Genomic DNA, 16,680 nt, shown 5'->3' with positions numbered 1-16,680 from the left:
GGCGCCTGCTAATGCGCGCCGGCGGCGCGCAGGCGCTGCAGCTTGGCCGCGTACAGCCCGTGCTCGCCGCGCGTGGTGCTGTTGTCCATCGCCAGTTCCAGCTGGCGTCCGGCCTGCGCCAGCTGGCCCATGCGCGCATACGCCTGCGCCAGCCAGAAATGGAATTCATGGTAGTAGGGGTCGCGCGCGATTTCGCGCTTGAACAGGCGTGCCGCTTCCTGGTAGTCGGCGGCCTCCATGGCGCGCTGGCCCAGGTTGAAAAAGTGGAAGGGCGGCTCTGGCTGCAGGGCCAGCAATTTGCGCCGCAGCAGCTGCGCTTCGCCCGCGCGTCCCAGGCCGTCGAGTGCCTGCGCCAGGTTGGACAGCAGCACGGTGTTCGATGGCGAGCGTTCCAGTGCGTAAGCGAGCGTGCGCCGCGCCGGTTCGGTGTCGCCGTGGCGCAGCTGGATGATGCCCAGCGTATTGAAGGCGCCCGCAAACGTGGGGTCTTGCAGGATGGCAGCGCGCGCATACCAGTAGGCTTGATCGAGCTCGCCGCTGGCCATGGTTTCGGCGGCGCGATTGTTGAGATACATGGCCAGGATGGTCGCCTCGCTGATTTGCTGCGTGCGCTGGCCGGCGAGGTCTTCGCCAGGCAGAAAGTCGATGAGCAGGATGGCATCGGCGTCGTAGCCGACGGTATTGCTGACGGCACGGCGTTCCAGCGCGAGATTGACGTGGCCGGCAACGAAATACATGCCGCCGCTGCGGCTCCAGCTTTCCTCTCCCAGGACCAGCTGGTAGTGCACATCGAGCCCCATTTCCTTGGCCAGCGCGGCCGTCATCAGCACCAGCGACAGGCAATTGCCGCTGCGCGCGTCGAACGCCTGGGCCGCCGTGCGCGTCATGGCGGCATCGTATTCCAGCTGCAGCCCGGACCTGTTGCGCAGGGCCTCGGCCAGCGCGCGGCGGGGATTCTTGTTGCGTGCCTCGCGCGCGACATCGACACGCAGGTAGTACCGCATGGCCTCGCTCATGGCGAACGCCTGTTGCGGGTCGACCGGCACGGCGGGTGCGGCAAAGCTGGCATCGTTGAACAGGTCGGGCGGAGGCGGGGTGGCGGGTGTCGTGGCGCAGCCGGCAATGGCTGCACATAGCAGCAAGGGGGACAGGAAGCCCAGGCGCAGCTGTGCGCTGACGCGGCGGATACATTTCATGTTCGTGCTCCCGCAGAACGATGTCAGGCGCAACACGTATTGCTGCCGGTGGTGCGCCATGCCACCTGAAACAAGTATCCTCGCGCGCCAGGGCGCTGTCAAACCCTTTCAACTGGCGCCGCCGTCAGCCTTAAAACTCTTCCCAATCCTGCTCGCCCGCCACCTGCGCCTGGGGCTTGCGTGTAGGAGGCGCGCTCCTGGCCGCGCTGCCTGGCTGCCTGGCGGGTGTGCTTCTGGCCGCCGGCTTGGCCAGCTGGGCGGCAGCTGGCCGCGCGGCGCGTACCGGCGTCGCCGCGGCCATGTGTTCGAGCTGGAAGCCGGCCGCCACTTGCGCCAGGCGCGCCGCCTGGTCCTGCATGCTTTCGGCGGCGGCCGCCGCTTCCTCCACCAGGGCCGCATTTTGCTGCGTCACCTGGTCCATCTGCGCGATGGCCTGGTTGACCTGGTCGATGCCCATGCTTTGCTCGGCGCTGGCGGCAGTGATCTCGGCCATGATGTCGGTGACCCTGCGCACGCTGTCGACCACTTCGCCCATGGTGTTGCCGGCCTGCTGCACCAGCCGCGTGCCGTTGTTGACCTGCTCCACGGAGTCGCCGATCAGGGTCTTGATTTCGCGCGCCGCCGCCGCCGAGCGCTGCGCCAGGCTGCGTACTTCCGTGGCGACGACGGCAAAGCCGCGTCCCTGTTCACCGGCCCGGGCCGCTTCGACGGCCGCGTTCAAGGCCAGGATATTCGTCTGGAAGGCGATGCCGTCGATGACGCCGATGATATCGACGATTTTCGTCGATGCCGTGTCGATGGCGCCCATGGTGTCGACCACCTGGCTGACGATGCTGCCGCCCCGTTCTGCCACGCCGGAAGCGGCCACCGCCATCTGGTTGGCCTGGCGCGCATTGTCAGCATTCTGCTTCACGGTGCTGGTCAGTTCTTCCATCGACGACGCCGTCTCTTCCAGCGAACTGGCCTGCTGTTCCGTGCGCGCCGACAAATCCTGGTTGCCGGCGGCGATTTCGCCCGACGCCGTGGCAATCGCATTGGTGCCCGTCTGCACTTCCGACACCACCTTGCGCAGCGCCTCGTTCATGCCGTGCAGCGCGCGCATCAGGTCGCCGATTTCATCGCTGGCAGGCGTGCCGAAATGCGTGCGCAAGTCGCCGTCGGCCACCGTTTCGGCCACCTTCACGGCGGCCTTCAACGGTTGCGTGATCGAGCGCGTGATCAGCCAGGCGCAGACGCTGCCCAGGGCCACCACCAGCGCGCACAAGGTCAGCAGCAGGGTGAAGCTGCGTTCGTTGGCCGCCTCGATGGCTTGCGCCGTGGCGTCGATGGCCTGGCGCTGCTGCGCCAGCAGGGCCTTGACGTTGTTCTGGTAATTGGTGGCGGCCGGCGCAAAGCTGTCGCGGTAGGTGCTTTCCGCCTGCGCCGCATTGCCCGCCTTGCGCGCATTCATGACCAGGGTCTTGGCATCCTGGTATTTGACGCGCTCGGCGATGGACGACTTGAAGATGGCTTTTTCTGCATCGCTGTCGAGCAGCGCCTCGATTTTCTTCAGCAGTTCGCTGCCCTGTTTCGTGCTGTCGGCGATGGTGTCGGCAAACACGTTCGACAGCGTTTCATCGGTGCTCCTGGCGATCATCGAGGTGCGCGCGATGGCCGAGTAAATCAGCACGTACCAGTCCGATACGAGGCGTTCCTTGGCCAGCGGCTTTTCCATCATTTGCCGCGTCGCTTCGGCATTCACGTGGGCGCTGTACAGCGCGTACGAGGTGGAGATCACGGACAGCAGCAGCACCAGCGCGAAGCCTGCAGCCAGGCGCGTGCCGATACGAAGGTGGGAGAGGGCGTGCATGGTCGGAACTCCTGTCGCAGAGGGATTGAAGGTTGCCTGTGCGACATAGTATGCACTGATAAGTGACCAATAGGCGAGGGAAAAGCGCGCTTGTTTTGGCGCCTGTTGCAGTCTCGCCCGTGCTACAGATCGAGCGCCTGGCGCAGGTCCGGCTGCTCGGCCCAGCGGGCGAAGGCGGCCGCCATGCGCTCGCTTTCCGCGATGGCGCGGCGCCAGTCGCGCATGCGCGCCGCATGATCTTGCCCGTAATGGGCGAAGTCGCGCCGGTCCGGCAGCTTGCCATTGGGCAGGCTGGCCACGAAGGCGGGCGAGGGCGAGACGAGGATCATGTTGTCGAGCGCGCTATCGCCGCTGCGCGCGCGGCGCCAGGGCATGGCCTTGTCCAGCCAGCCCGGCACGATATGGTCGGCAAAATGCGGGTACAGCACCAGGTCCGGTTCGCGCTGGTAGGGCAGGTGCAGATGGTAGTCGACCAGGCCGCCATCCCAGTAGCGCCCCGGCGGCGCGCCGGCGATGTCCGTGACCGCGTCGAGCACCAGCGGGATGGAGCCGGAGGCCAGCAGCGCGTCGCGCAGGTTGTCTTGCGCCAGCGGCACGAAATGGGATTGAAAGGCGTCGAAGCGCGAGCGCAGCCAGCTGGCGCCGTCCGGCCCCGCATGGAACACCGCGCGCTCGAGCGAGGCGGCCAGGCGCGTGCGTGCCACGGCGTTGCCGGCGGCTGCCAGCAGGAAGCCGCGCCGGTCGCGCCATTTGCCCGGCTGCGCCAGCGCGCCGATGCCGCGCACGGCCAGCACGGACAGGCTGTGCCGCGCGTGCTGCAGCAGCTGCGCATCCTGGCCATCGAGGACGGCGTCGAGCAGGGCGCGGCAGGTGCGGCTGACGTGCGCCGCATCGGGTTTGTCGGGGTAGCGCTGGCCCACGTATTCGCGCACCAGGCGGCGCTGCGCTGCCACCGGGTCGGGAAATACGGCGGCGGCCATGCGCCAGGCGCCGATCGAGGCGCCGACGAAGTGGCGCGGGCGCGGCGCTTGCGCCAGGAAGTCGCCGAACAGCCAGCAATCGAACTGGTGCAGGATCAAGCCTTTCGGTCCGCCCGCGGCGGCAGGGACGATGGCGACGTCAAGCGCGCGCAAGCCGTTGTCGGCGATGCGGGCACGGGCGCGGCGGCCCAGGCGGATGGTGATCGGTGATTGCATGCGTAGTTGTTGACGGCGTATGGCCAGCTATTTTACCGCCAGCGTGGCGTCACGACACAGTCGCGCTCGTTATAGTCACATTGTTAGTATTAATAAATTTCTTTAAGGCAACCATTCTCTTGAGAAATGTTGCATAATATTGGACGTTGAATTTTTGGCATGTGCCAAGGATTCCTTATGTCTTGCTTTTTTATCGGAATCGTATGCAACTGAATCACGCTTTTGTTTTGACCCTGATCGCCGGCTCTCTCGTTGCCTGTGGCGGTGGCGGCTCGTCCTCCCCAACTGACCCGGTAGTCGCCGTGAATCCACCCGCGACGCCTGTTGCCCCGCCAGTGGTGCCTGTTGCGCCGCCAGTGGTACCTGTCACGCCGACGGCCACTGGCGAAAACACGGGCACCGTCAGCGCCCGTTTCGTCAATGGCGACAACAGCCGTTTCATCTTTACGTCGATCGGCTTGCAGAGTAGTGGCAAGGCCAGCCTGGTGGTACAGGATGCCTCCGGTGCCTTGAGCACTATCGGCGGCATTTTCCTGACGGGCAACCCGTCCGTGACGCGTGAAATCAGCGGTGACGCCGCCTTCGCGCAGGGCCGCTGGTTCAAGGGCGCGTTCAGCTATAGTTCCGGTGCCACGACCTTGACCGGCAACAATGCCAGCGCACATTACGTCGCCTATAACGTGCTCGCCGCACTGCCAGCGACCGGCACGTTGACCTGCGATGCGGGCGCGTTCACGGCGCCGAGCTATACGGGCGGCAACAGCGTCTCGTCGAGCGCTTACTTCGGCACGGCCAGCGGCACGGCCAGCGTCTCGTTCGATGCCTCCGGTGCCAAGGTGGTGCTGTCCATCGACGCCAGCGCCGGCGGCAGCAGGGGCAAAGTAACGGCTTCCACCAGCATGGGCTCGGCGGCGTCCAGCAGCATCACCGGCAACTATCTGTCGAGTGGTACGGGAGCGCAGCTGATGCTGGGTGACGGCGGCGCTGGCCGTTATCTGCTGATTGCCGCTTACAAGGCGCAGTTGGCGAATGGCGCCAATTACCAGGGCATGGCGACATTCCGCTGCTCCTGATCGCGCGGGCATGAAAAAGCGGCGTTCGTGCACTGCACGGCGCCGCTTTTTTTTCGTCCGTCGTAATTATCGCGATTAGCGCAGTGCCGAAATCATCTGTTTCAGCTTGCCGGAGTCGACACAGAAGGCGCGGATGCCTTCTGCCAGTTTTTCTGTCGCCATCGCGTCTTCATTCATCATGAAGCGGAAGGCTTCTTCGTTCAGCGACATTTGCACGATGTTGGTCGATGGCGCCGCTTCGGCGCTCAGCTTGCGCTCCACCGGCGCATCGCTGTCGGCCAGCTTTTGCAGCAGGTCGGGGCTGATGGTGAGCAGGTCGCAGCCGGCCAGTTCGAGGATTTGCGAGGTGTTGCGGAAGCTCGCGCCCATCACCTCGGTCTTGTAGCCGAACTTGCGGTAGTAATTGTAGATGCGGCGGACCGACTGCACGCCCGGGTCTTCCGCGCCCATATAGTCGATGCCCGTCGATTTCTTGTACCAGTCGTAGATGCGGCCGACGAACGGCGAAATGAGCTGCGCGCCCGCTTCGGCGCAGGCGATGGCCTGGGCCAGCGAGAACAGCAGGGTCATGTTGCAGCGGATGCCTTCTTTTTCCAGGATGGCGGCGGCGCGGATGCCTTCCCAGGTGGAGGCAATCTTGATCAGCACGCGTTCGCGGGCAATCCCCGCGTTCGAATACAGGGCGATCAGGTCGCGGCCCTTGGCCACCGTGCCTTCTGTGTCGAACGACAGGCGGGCATCGACTTCGGTGGAGACGCGGCCGGGGATGGTTTGCAGGATTTCCACGCCAAAGGCGATCAGCAGGCGGTCGATGATTTCCGCGGTGGAGGCATTCGGATGGTCGCGCACGGCCTTTTCCAGCAGCGGCTTGTATTCATCCTTTTGCACGGCCTTCAGGATCAGCGACGGATTCGTCGTCGCATCGCGCGGCGTGTAAGCCTGGATCGATTGGAAGTCGCCGGTGTCGGCCACCACGGTAGTAAATTGCTTCAGTTGTTCGAGTTGGTTCATGGCTGCACGGGAAAGAGTGAATGGGCTTGCCGGGGTATTGTACCGAATCCCTTGCCCGAAGCAGCGACTATTGTCTTGCCCGCGCACTCCTTGTTCAATTGAATCTTGCTTTTTTAAGAACTCGCGCATAATTGCCTGGACTTGTTTATTTTGCACATTGTTTTGACAAGTAATGTGCGATGCCACTTTCCAGATGAAGAGCATCCTTTGACACAAGATATCGTTAGCGCGGTAGCCGCCTTCAATGGCGCGACGCGCCTGTATGCATTGGCCATCGGCGACGATGGCCAGGACAGCGGTTTGCTGGTCGAAGCCTTTGCCGCCGATGACCGGCTGCAGGAGCTTGGCGCGCGCGAGATTATCGCCTTGTCCACGAATGCCGACGTTGCGCTGGCCTCCCTGCTGGGCCAGCCGGCCAGCCTGCAAATCAGCCTGGCCGACGGCACGCGCACGCAGTTTTCCGGCTATCTCAGCGCAGCGGCCATGCTGGGCAGCAATGGCGGCCTGGCGCGCTACCGGCTGCGCATCACGCCCTGGCTGTGGCTGCTGACGCAAGTGCGTAACAGCCGCGTATGGCAAGATCGGAGCGTGACGGCCATCGTCGACGAGGTATTGCAAGCCTATGCGCCGCATGCCCTGTGGCAATGGAGCGATGAGGTGGCGCAGTGCATGCAGCAGGCGGGAGAGCGCAGCTATTGCTGCCAGTACCGGGAATCGGACTTCGATTTCGTGCGCCGGCTGCTGACGGAGGAGGGCATCGCCTGGCGCTTCGACGCGCACACACTGATTTTGTTCGCCGACAGCAGCCAGCCCTGCGCCACGCCCGAGGATGCCAGCAGCGCGCAGGGCGGCGGCTTGCGCTTTCATGGCGCCAGGGCCGGCGAAGCGAGCGACAGCGTGCAGGCGCTGTGCGCGCGGCGCAGCCTGCACGTCGGGCTGAGCAGCGTGCTGAGCTACGACTACAAGGCCAAGAAGGCGGTCGCCGCCAGCGTGCCGACGAATATGGCCATCGGCGGCCAGCATGCGCCGGTGCTGGAAAGCTACGATACGCCGGGCCAGTACTGGTATGCGAATGGCGCGCAGGCACAGCACTATGCCGCGTTGCAGATGCAGGCCCGCGAAGCGCGCGCCCAGCTGTGGCAGGCGCGCTCGACGGTACGCACCTTGCGCGCCGGCACGCGGTTTACCCTGACGCAGGGACCGTTGCCGCAGGCCGATGGCGCCGCGTCCGACTATGTCGTGCTCCGGGTGGCCAGCATCGGCATCAACAACCTGCCGGCGCCCGCCTCCCAGGCGCTGGCTGAACTGTTCGGCCCGGTGCCCGAACTGCTGGACGAAGCCATGCCCGGGCTGGGCGACGGCTTTGCCGACTTTGCCGCCGCGATTGCGCAGGCGCAAGCCAGCGGTTACGCCAATTGCATCGAGATGATCGCCGCAGCGACGCCATGGCGTCCTGTGCATGGCGACAACGACGCGCGCCACCATCCGAAGCCGACGGCCCGCGGCAGCCAGAGCGCCATCGTCGTCGGCGCCGACGGCAGCGCCAGCGGCGGCAGCGAGATCCATTGCGACAAGCTGGGCCGGGTGCGCATCCGTTTCCACTGGCAGCAGGAGGGTGGCGCCACGTGCTGGGTGCGCGTGGCGCAGCGCTCGGCCGGCGGCGGCATGGGCAGCCAGTTTCTGCCGCGCATCGGCCAGGAAGTGCTGGTGCAATTTCTGGAAAACGATATCGACCGCCCCATCATCGTCGGCGCCCTGTACAACGGGCAGGGCGAGGGCGGCGTCGCGCCCACGCCGGGCGGCATCACGGACAAGCCCGCGGATGCCAGCGTATTCGAGCCGGCGCGCGACCATGCGCCGTCGGCGCAGGGCAACGTGGCCGGCGGCAACAGTCCGGTCTGGCATGGCGCGGCCGGCGGCAGCGCCGGCCACCGCAACGGCGCGGCGCAGTGGGGTATCCGCAGCAAGGAATTCGGCGCCGCCGGCTCCGGCTCTGGCTATAACCAGCTGCTGTTCGACGATACCGACCAGCAGGGGCGCATCCAGCTTAAGAGCAGCCATGCGGCAAGCGAACTCAATCTTGGTCACCTGATCCATGCGGCCGACAATTACCGGGGCAGCCTGCGCGGCACGGGCGCCGAGCTGCGCACCGACGCTTACGGCGCCGTGCGGGCCGGCGCCGGGCTCCTGATTTCCAGCTACCTCGTCAATCACGACGCGCAGGCGCGCGATCCGGCCGGCGACAATGCGCCGGGCATGGTCTTGCTCAAGCAGGCGGCCAAGCTGGGCGCAACCTTCAGCGCCGCCGCCGTTACGCACAAGACGGTCGCGTATGCCAGCCACTTGGGGCCGGCCAAGGCGAATGCCAGCGTGCTCGACGAAAAGGCGGCGCCCTTGCCGGCGTTTTTGACGAGCGTTTCCGGCATGCTGAGCCAGGACGATACGGCCGCCGCCAAGCGCGACGCGGCGGGCAAGCCGACCAGCCCCGGCGATGACAAGTTGCCGCACAGCAGCGACGCTATCATCGCCATCGCCGCCCGCGCCGGTCTGGGCGTGCTGGCGGGCCAGGATATCCAGCTGGCGAACGGCGAAACCACCTCCTTGATGAGCGGCCTGGACACCCAGTTCGTCGGCGGCGGCCAGTTGCGCGTGCACAGCGGGCAGGCCATCGGCGCCCTGGCCGGCGTCGTCAAGGCGGGCGAGAACAATATCGGCTTGCAATTGATTGCCGCCAAGCAAGCCATCGACCTGCAGGCGCAGGCCGACGTGCTCAACGTGCAGGCGCGCGAGGAAGTCAACATCGTCAGCGCCGCCGCGCACATCGACTGGGCGGCGGCGAAAAGCATCCGCCTGTCGACGGCGGGCGGGGCGAACATTACGATCGAGGGCGGCAACATCACCGTGCAGTGTCCGGGCAAGATCACGGTGCATGCCGGCAAGAAGAGTTTTATCGGGCCGGAACGGCTCGCTTATCCATTGCCGGCGCTGCCTGCCAGCGTCTGCAAGGCGTGCCTGCTGGCGGCGTTGCGTAGCGGCAGCCCGTTTGTCGCGCCCACGGCAGCCTAGAAAAGGAATCCTGATGTACTTTGCCATCGATCTTCCTGACCCTGCGGTTCCAGCGCAGATCGCGCAGCAACTGCAAGCCTTGCGTGAGGAAGCGGCGGTGGCGAACGGCGGCCAGCCCTTGCACTTGCTGGCGCTGCTGGACGGCGCCTGCGAAGAGGAGTTTTTCACCAAGCGCTACCCGAGCCGCTTGCGGCGCCAGTCGCTGTATGCGCACACCTCGCTGCAAAACTTCAAGAGTGCTGCACCGCATTTAATGGCGGCGCCACAGGCAAGCAGCGGGCAGGCCGAGTGGCTGCAGCGCCTGTTCTCGCTGTGCGCGGGCAAGCCCATGCTCAGCATCATCGCCAGCACGCTCGATATCGACCGGCTGGAGCAGCATCTGCGCCCCTATTTGATTGCCATCACGCCAGACACCGTCGAATGGCCTGTGCGCTGGGCCGATAGCCGCACATTGCCGGCCTTGCTCGCGGCCTTGACGCAAACCCAATATGCGCATTTGCTGAGCCCCATCTACCGCTGGTGGTCGCTGCAGCGCGATGGTTCCCTGATCAGTTGGCAGGGCGAGGCGCAGCCCAGTCCCGTCCCGGCGGAGTTTGACAAATTTCCGCTCAGTGACGCCGCCTTTGCCGCCTTGGTGAATATCGCCGAAGCCGACGCCATCCTGGCCAATCTGCATGATGTACAGCCGGACCTGTTTCATTCCGGCACCCCGGCCCAGTGCCACGCGCGCGTGGCGCGTCATTTACTAGTGGCAAGCGCCAGCGGCATCGAGGCGGCAGGCCAGCGTCAGCATTTCAGCGCCCTGGCCTTGATGCTGGCCGATGATTTCACCTTGCATCCTGCGATGGCCAGCCTGTTGCGGCGGACGCGCCAGGGGGCGAATTACCTGTCCGAACTCGACACGCTGCCCGACGATTTCTGGCAGGCGCGCTCGGCTGCCTAGCCTTGTTCCTTCAACTGCCTATTTTTATAAAAGGAAAATCATGAAATGGATTATGTATCTTGGCACGGCCTTGCTGCTGAGCGGCTGCGCCCTCAAGGCCAGGCAGGCTGAGCAAGTTGGCCCAAGTCCTACCGCGACGGCGCAGGTGGGTATTGTCAACCATACGGGGAAGTATATTTATTCCGCGTCAGTGGATGGGGCGGGAGGAGCCAATATGGCCAGATGGGGGGCGGGGGGGGCAGAAATCTGTTGCGCCTCTATCCCGAGAGTGTGGTATCCGGGAATGATGGTTCTGGTGCGGTGGGATATGCCAGAAGAACATACGCATATTGTCAAAGAAAAAATGGTGGAAGTGGAAAAATACGATGAAACAGGAAGTATTTATATCCATTTTTTTCCAAACGACGAAGTTAGGGTTGTGGTTTCAGTTTATCCCGGATATAGCACTGCTCATCCAATACGTCACTATGGAAAGCCGGGAAATATAAATCCTTAGAGGTTTATTGCGATCAATGAAACTCCACTCTTGCACATTTTCCTGGTTTTTCTTAAACCATTTGCGACGCGTGGGAGTTCTATGTTTTCTATTGTTATATGTGGCAGTAAAATGAAAAATGGCGTAGCATTTTTTATAAGGTGCAAATGATGAAATGGATTATTTATCTTGGTGCGGCCTTGCTGCTGAGCGGCTGCGCGTTTAAGGCCAGGCAGGCTGAGCAAGCTGGCCCAAGTCCTACCGCGACAGCGCAGGTGGGTATTGTGAATCATACCGGGAATTTCATTTACTCCGCGTCGGTGGATGGGGCCGGAGGCGCCAACATGGCCAGGTGGGGAGCGGGAGGGGCAGAAATCTGTTGCACCTCTATCCCGAGAGTGTGGTATCCGGGAATGATGGTTCGGGTGCGGTGGGATATGCCAGAAGAACATACTCATATTGTCAAAGAAAAAATGGTGGAAGTGGAAAAATATGATAGGCCAGGAGATATCTATATGCATTTTTTTCCCAATGACGAGGTGAGAGTGGTTGTGTCAAATGTGGACGGCCATAGTAAAAATCATCCTATTTTTCATTCCGGAAAACCTGCCAATATTCCTTGATATCATGATCAGCGAAACTCCCAATTCCGCACCGTTTCCCGTCGATTTTTTTTTGAACCCGTCGACGAAAGAACAATCAAAAATTGCGAAGGAGGCATGTGCTAATAAAGATGGCGCGCCGTGCAGTATTCCAGTGAGGGTTGGACTTTTCTTTGATGGAACCAATAATAATCTGGAGCGCGATAGGAATGGGGTTAGGACAGGTGTGCTCGATCCAAGAACAAAAAAGCCCATTCCTATAGCTAATGTTGTGGTCGACCCCAATAGTGCCAGCCATAGCAATGTGGCGCGGCTATTTTCGAGTTTTCCATCTGATAAGCGGGGTGCCGGTTATTTTCGATATTATATTCCTGGCGTGGGAACGCCATTTAAGGAAATCGGTGAGTTGACTGAATCGGACGAAGGGAAGGCATTTGCCAAAGGGGGGCAGCCGCGCATTATATGGGGGCTGTTGCAGGTTATAAATTCATTGCATGCAATTATTGATGGAAAAGGAAATCCATTATATAAAGATGATCAAGCCGGCGAGTTCGCACGTACTTATGATAATGCCGTAGGCCACAAAAAGGTACCGCATCCCTTAACTGGCAGGGAACGCTTCATGACACACTCGGACTGGTTCGCTGAGCATATCGAAAAGTTAAAAGCCGCGATCGCGGCACAGCCGAAACCGCATATTCCATCGCTGACCCTGTCCGTATTCGGTTTTTCGCGGGGCGCCGCCGAGGCGGTGGCATTCTGCCAGCTGTTTGCCGATTTGCTCACGCCGGGCAAAGGTGAGGGGCAGGAGTTTGCCGGCATTCCGGCCAGCATCGATTTTCTTGGCGTCTTTGACACGGTGGCAACCGTGGGCAGTTCGGCGTCTGTCGCGAAAACCACGATCGCGCCTGGCGCGATGTTCGATGGCCATTGGGCCTGGGCCAATGAATTGCTCAAGCCGCTGCCTCGCTGCGTTCAGGCAGGCTTGCATTGCATTGCCACGCATGAGCAGCGCATGAATTTCCCCGTTACACGCTTGGAAGGGAAAATCGAGGAAGTGTATTTTCCTGGCGTGCACTCCGACGTGGGAGGCGGCTATGGTCCGGGTGAGCAGGGAAAGGGACGCGGCGGACAAGCGGCCTTGTTGTCGCAAATCCCGCTGGCGCATATGTTCAAGGAGGCGCGCCTCAAGGGAGTGCCTTTGATACCGTTTAGCGAACTGGAGGCAACGGACCGAGATGATTTCCAGGTCAGTCAAGAGCTTGCCAAGGCATGGGAAGCATATACCGCCGCGCTTAACAAGCAAGGCGCCTTGCTGAGCAAGCATATGGAGCTGTATTACCGCTGGCGCGCCGTGCGCGTCAAGACCCTGGAAGCCACGGCCAGCTTCAAGGCGGCCAACGCGCAAGAGCGGGAGGATCTGGGTTCCTACAACCGCTTGCTGGCAGGCGATCTGGAAGCGCTGCGCGCACGCAAAGCCTTTCGGCATGGCGATGAGGATAAACCGTTCAGCGCCCGGGATATTGCGCGCATCAATCACTGGCAATACTATCGCGCGCAAAATCATACACCGCTGGATGACTGGGAAGCTTGGGCGCTCGACATATTCGATCACCCCAAACCACTGCCGCCCGAAGTGATGCGTTTTTTTGACGACTATGTACATGATTCTCTAGCCGGATTTTATATGGCGGGCGAAGTGACGGAATACGATAAACGGGCCAAGATCGCCTCGTTCGCCGATAAACCACCTGAAGAAGGCTTTTATAAACGCGCGTATGAACTGAGCCGAAAGACCGAAGTTGCGCAATTGAAACAGAAGAATGGCGAAGCATTGACGCCGGAAGAGGACGCACTGGTCAAGGAAGCGCAGTACGGCACCCCCTACCCAATCCGTACGGATGCCGACAGCGCCGACATGCGCAGTGCGGTGATCACCACGCAAACCTATACGCGTCGCGAGGGTGGCGGCTATATCTTGCGCCGTGGCTACTACCCGCAAAGCGGCTTTTTCCGGAAAAGCGTGCACGAGAAGGAACTGCAACGCATGCCGACGGCCGGCATCCAGGCGGAAGAAACACCCGAAAAATTCGTGTGGAGTGAAAACTTAACACAGGATATTGCGCAAGCCAAAGCCGATGAAGAGATTTACCTGGCGCAGCAGCGCTATGCAACGCGGATCGAGGCGCTCGCATAGAGCGTGATTTCAGCGCGGCTGGAGCCGGGTAGATTCATTTGGCGATTTTATAGATAGCGATGACATCATGACGACGTTGCTCAAGCACCATTGCTGGCGAGGCCTCTTGCTGGCTGCATGTTTACCCGGCGTCGCCATGGCCGCGAGCATTCAGGCGCTGAATTATTCTGCGCGCGAAGTCGATTACATCGCGGTTGAAAATCCTGGCAATCCCAACAGTGGCGGCGGTGGCGATTCGATCCGTCCATACGGGCAGGGCGGATCGATATGCTGTTTCAGCGTGCCGGAAAAGTGGCATGCGGATTTGAAGGTGGTGGTGCTCTATCAGTTGTCCCCGGACCCGACCTTTCATCGCGAGACGGTCAGTGTTCCACCGTATCCGGATGGGAAGGGAGGTGATATCTGGCTGATTGTCTATGAAGATGGCAGCGTGGGCGCCGTGGTGTCGCTTTACGGACCGAGCCGGCCGGAGTGGCCGGGAAAAATCAAGGGGTATCCAGTGCCGACGAAGGAGTATCAGGCACAGCGTCGTAAGGCAAAAATAGAATTGGAAAGAAAATGGTTAGATACTATGGAAAAAGGATTGGAACGTAATAGTAATAAGATGACGGCCACTGAAATTGATGAATTAAAGGATGTAATTGAATATAAGAAGAAACTCATTCAGAGCCTTGAGGGAATGCATCCATGACTGAATTTTTTGCTGCTAGTTATTCTGCTGAAAAAATGAGTCAGCAGATTCATCTAAGTTTTTTGATGACGAGACAGAACTGAAAATATTAGGTGATTTAGTCAAAAAAGGGAATTTCCCACCCCAGGCTTTCCCCTAGATGCGATGCGAATCCAATTTTCGGTTTCTTTTTTGACGGCACCAACAATAATATGGAGCGGGACGTGCCGTTTCACTCGCACAGCAATGTGGCGCGCTTGTATCGTGCATTTCCTGGCGATGAAGATACGCATGGCAGTGACGTTTGGCAATGCAAACTGGATGCGCAACGGACCGTTAACAATGGCGTCAAGGCACGCGCGCTGAGTCTTGGCATTGATGCATAGGGGGAAACCATGAATGCGTTACTCAAGAGACAACTATGGCGAGGTCTTTTGCTGGCTGCATGCTTACCCGGCGTCGCCATGGCCGCGAGCATTCAGGCGCTGAATTATTCTTCGCGCGAAGTCGATTACATCGCGGTTGAAAATCCCGGCAATCCCAACAGCGGCGGCGGTGGCGATTCGATCCGTCCATACGGTCAGGGCGGATCGATATGCTGTTTCAGCGTACCGGAAAAGTGGCATGCGGATTTGAAGGTGGTGGTGGTCTATCAGTTGTCCCCGGACCCAACCCTGCATCGCGAAACGGTCAGTGTTCCGCCGTATCCGGATGGGAAGGGAGGTGATATCTGGCTGATTGTCTATGAAGATGGCAGCGTGGGAGCCGTGGCGTCACATTACGGACCGAGCCGGCCGGAGTGGCCGGGAAAAATCAAGGGGTATCCGGTGCCGACGAAGGAGTATCGGGATGAACGCCGCAAGGATAAACTAAAGAGAGAGAGAAATACACTCGATTTTTTGGAAAAAAGATTGTTGCGTGATTTTTATACCTTGTCAGACGAAAAGATAAAAGAAAAAAAAGAAATTATTGATTTTCAAAAAAAAATTGTCCAGAGTTTAGAGGGGGATGTGCGATGACAGATTTTTTAGCCGAAAGCTATTCTGTTGATAAAGCTGATCCATCTGACAAGGACCATTTTTTTTGACGGAATTAATGAAATGGATGAAATTATAGAACTTATGAAGAAGCGTGAGTGCCCACTTCCCGGTTTCCCTCCCCCATGTGATGTCAATCTGTTTTTCAGCCTCTTCTTCGACGGCACCAACAATAATATGGAGCAGGATGTGGCGTTTCACTCGCACAGCAATGTGGCGCGCTTGTATCGTGCATTTCCTGGCGATGAAGATACGCATGGCAGTGACGTTTGGCTATGAAAACTGGATACGCAACTGAACGTTAGTAAGGGCGTCAAGGCACGCGCGCTGATTCTTGGCCATTTATGCATAGGAATATAACCATGAATACGTTACTCAAGAGCCAACTATGGCGAGGTCTTTTGCTGGCCGCATGCTTACCCGACGTCGCCATGGCCGCGAGCATTCAGGCGCTGAATTATTCTTCACGCGAAGTCGATTACATCGCGGTTGAAAATCCTGGCAATACCAACAGCGGTGGCGGTGGCGATTCGATCCGTCCATACGGGCAGGGCGGATCGATATGCTGTTTCAGCGTGCCGGAAAAGTGGCATGCGGATTTGAAGGTGGTGGTGGTCTATCAGTTGTCCCCGGACCCAACCTTTCATCGCGAGACGGTCAGTGTTCCACCGTATCCGGATGGGAAGGGAGGTGATATCTGGCTGATCGTCTATGAAGATGGCAGCGTGGGTGCCGTGGTGTCGCTTTACGGACCAAGCCGGCCGGAGTGGCCGGGAAAAATCAAGGGGTATCCGGTGCCGACGAAGGAGTATCGGGATGAGCGTCGAAAGGAAAAGATAAAAAGAGAAAAGGCTTGGTTGAACGCTATGGAGAAGGGTTTGACAGAGGATACTAGTGCGTTGTCAAATGATCAGATTATTGGTATTAAAGATTCAATTGAGCGAAAGAAAAGTCTTATAAGATATCTTGAGGATATAAAACCATGACGGCATTTTTTTGCTGATATTTATCCCGCTAATAAAAACGACCCATTGGGTTTAATTCAGTTTTTTGACAGGCAAAAAGAACTGTCAAAAATTGAAAAAATTACTGAAAAAAGAGAATGCCCTTCCATAGGATTTCCTCCCTCATGCGAGGCGAATCTATTTTCCGGCTTCTTCTTCGACGGCACCAACAATAATATGGAGCGGGATGTGGCGCTTCACTCGTACAGCAATGTGGCGCGCTTGTATCGTGCATTTCCTGGCGATGAAGATACGCATGGCAGTGACGTTTGGCAATGCAGACTGGATGCGCAACTGACCGTTAACAATGGCGTCAAGGCACGCGCGCTGAGTCTTGGCATTGATGCATAGGGATGAAATC

15 protein-coding genes are annotated in these 16,680 nt (G+C 59.8%); 11 read left to right on the top strand and 4 right to left on the bottom strand.

The genetic code is table 11. The features are described 5' to 3' along the window. Nucleotides 1–8: 8 nt before the first annotated feature. From O0881_RS10220 to O0881_RS10210, 3 genes are all read right to left on the bottom strand, one after another. Nucleotides 9–1,196 (bottom strand): tetratricopeptide repeat protein, encoded by a 1,188-nt coding sequence (locus tag O0881_RS10220; RefSeq protein ID WP_289911174.1) that lies wholly within the window; start codon nt 1,194–1,196, stop codon nt 9–11. Between the two features lie 130 nt (nt 1,197–1,326). Next, entirely contained in the window at nt 1,327–3,045 is a 1,719-nt protein-coding gene (locus O0881_RS10215; RefSeq protein WP_289911173.1) for a methyl-accepting chemotaxis protein, read from the bottom strand. A gap of 122 nt (nt 3,046–3,167) precedes the next feature. Further along, nucleotides 3,168–4,241 (bottom strand): patatin-like phospholipase family protein, encoded by a 1,074-nt coding sequence (locus O0881_RS10210; protein ID WP_289911171.1) that lies wholly within the window; start codon nt 4,239–4,241, stop codon nt 3,168–3,170. A 203-nt stretch (nt 4,242–4,444) separates the two neighbouring features. On the opposite strand from O0881_RS10210, the gene O0881_RS10205 reads away from it, so the two are divergent. Further along, nucleotides 4,445–5,314, top strand: a complete 870-nt coding sequence (locus O0881_RS10205; protein ID WP_289911169.1) for a hypothetical protein — start codon at nt 4,445–4,447, stop codon at nt 5,312–5,314. A 75-nt stretch (nt 5,315–5,389) separates the two neighbouring features. Here the strand turns inward: O0881_RS10205 and tal are convergent, their stop codons facing one another. Further along, entirely contained in the window at nt 5,390–6,325 is a 936-nt protein-coding gene (gene tal, locus O0881_RS10200) for a transaldolase (protein ID WP_289911167.1), read from the bottom strand. A gap of 207 nt (nt 6,326–6,532) precedes the next feature. Between tal and O0881_RS10195 the strand changes: the two genes are divergently transcribed. The 10 genes from O0881_RS10195 (at nt 6,533) to O0881_RS10150 (ending at nt 16,670) form a co-directional block, all read left to right on the top strand. Next, on the top strand, nt 6,533–9,391 hold the full coding sequence (locus tag O0881_RS10195) for a type VI secretion system Vgr family protein (RefSeq protein WP_289911166.1): 2,859 nt from the start codon (nt 6,533–6,535) through the stop codon (nt 9,389–9,391). A 13-nt stretch (nt 9,392–9,404) separates the two neighbouring features. After that, a complete protein-coding gene (locus O0881_RS10190) occupies nt 9,405–10,334 on the top strand; it encodes a DUF4123 domain-containing protein (protein WP_289911163.1) in 930 nt (309 codons plus the stop codon). Between the two features lie 40 nt (nt 10,335–10,374). Continuing rightward, nucleotides 10,375–10,830, top strand: coding sequence for a DUF3304 domain-containing protein (locus O0881_RS10185; protein WP_289911161.1), 456 nt, complete (start codon nt 10,375–10,377; stop codon nt 10,828–10,830). A gap of 146 nt (nt 10,831–10,976) precedes the next feature. After that, entirely contained in the window at nt 10,977–11,432 is a 456-nt protein-coding gene (locus O0881_RS10180) for a DUF3304 domain-containing protein (RefSeq protein WP_289911160.1), read from the top strand. A gap of 4 nt (nt 11,433–11,436) precedes the next feature. Further along, nucleotides 11,437–13,608: a DUF2235 domain-containing protein gene (locus O0881_RS10175; RefSeq protein ID WP_289911159.1), complete on the top strand. Its 2,172-nt coding sequence runs from the start codon at nt 11,437–11,439 to the stop codon at nt 13,606–13,608. A 67-nt stretch (nt 13,609–13,675) separates the two neighbouring features. Next, on the top strand, nt 13,676–14,299 hold the full coding sequence (locus O0881_RS10170) for a DUF3304 domain-containing protein (RefSeq protein WP_289903941.1): 624 nt from the start codon (nt 13,676–13,678) through the stop codon (nt 14,297–14,299). Between the two features lie 374 nt (nt 14,300–14,673). After that, nucleotides 14,674–15,297, top strand: a complete 624-nt coding sequence (locus O0881_RS10165; protein WP_289911158.1) for a DUF3304 domain-containing protein — start codon at nt 14,674–14,676, stop codon at nt 15,295–15,297. 27 nt (nt 15,298–15,324) lie between these two features. Further along, nucleotides 15,325–15,594, top strand: a complete 270-nt coding sequence (locus O0881_RS10160; protein ID WP_289911157.1) for a DUF2235 domain-containing protein — start codon at nt 15,325–15,327, stop codon at nt 15,592–15,594. An 83-nt stretch (nt 15,595–15,677) separates the two neighbouring features. Beyond that, nucleotides 15,678–16,301 carry a DUF3304 domain-containing protein gene (locus O0881_RS10155; protein ID WP_289911156.1) on the top strand — a complete coding sequence of 208 codons (624 nt, stop codon included), beginning with the start codon at nt 15,678–15,680 and terminating at the stop codon, nt 16,299–16,301. Nucleotides 16,302–16,346: 45 nt separating this feature from the next. Continuing rightward, nucleotides 16,347–16,670, top strand: a complete 324-nt coding sequence (locus O0881_RS10150) for a hypothetical protein (protein WP_289911155.1) — start codon at nt 16,347–16,349, stop codon at nt 16,668–16,670. The last annotated feature ends 10 nt before the right edge of the window (nt 16,671–16,680 follow it).

The sequence above is a fragment of the Janthinobacterium sp. SUN100 genome, from assembly GCF_030397705.1.
Classification (GTDB): Bacteria; Pseudomonadota; Gammaproteobacteria; order Burkholderiales; family Burkholderiaceae_D; genus Janthinobacterium; species Janthinobacterium kumbetense.
Note: the sequence above shows the minus strand (reverse complement) of the source record. Positions and strands in the feature narration are given on the sequence as shown.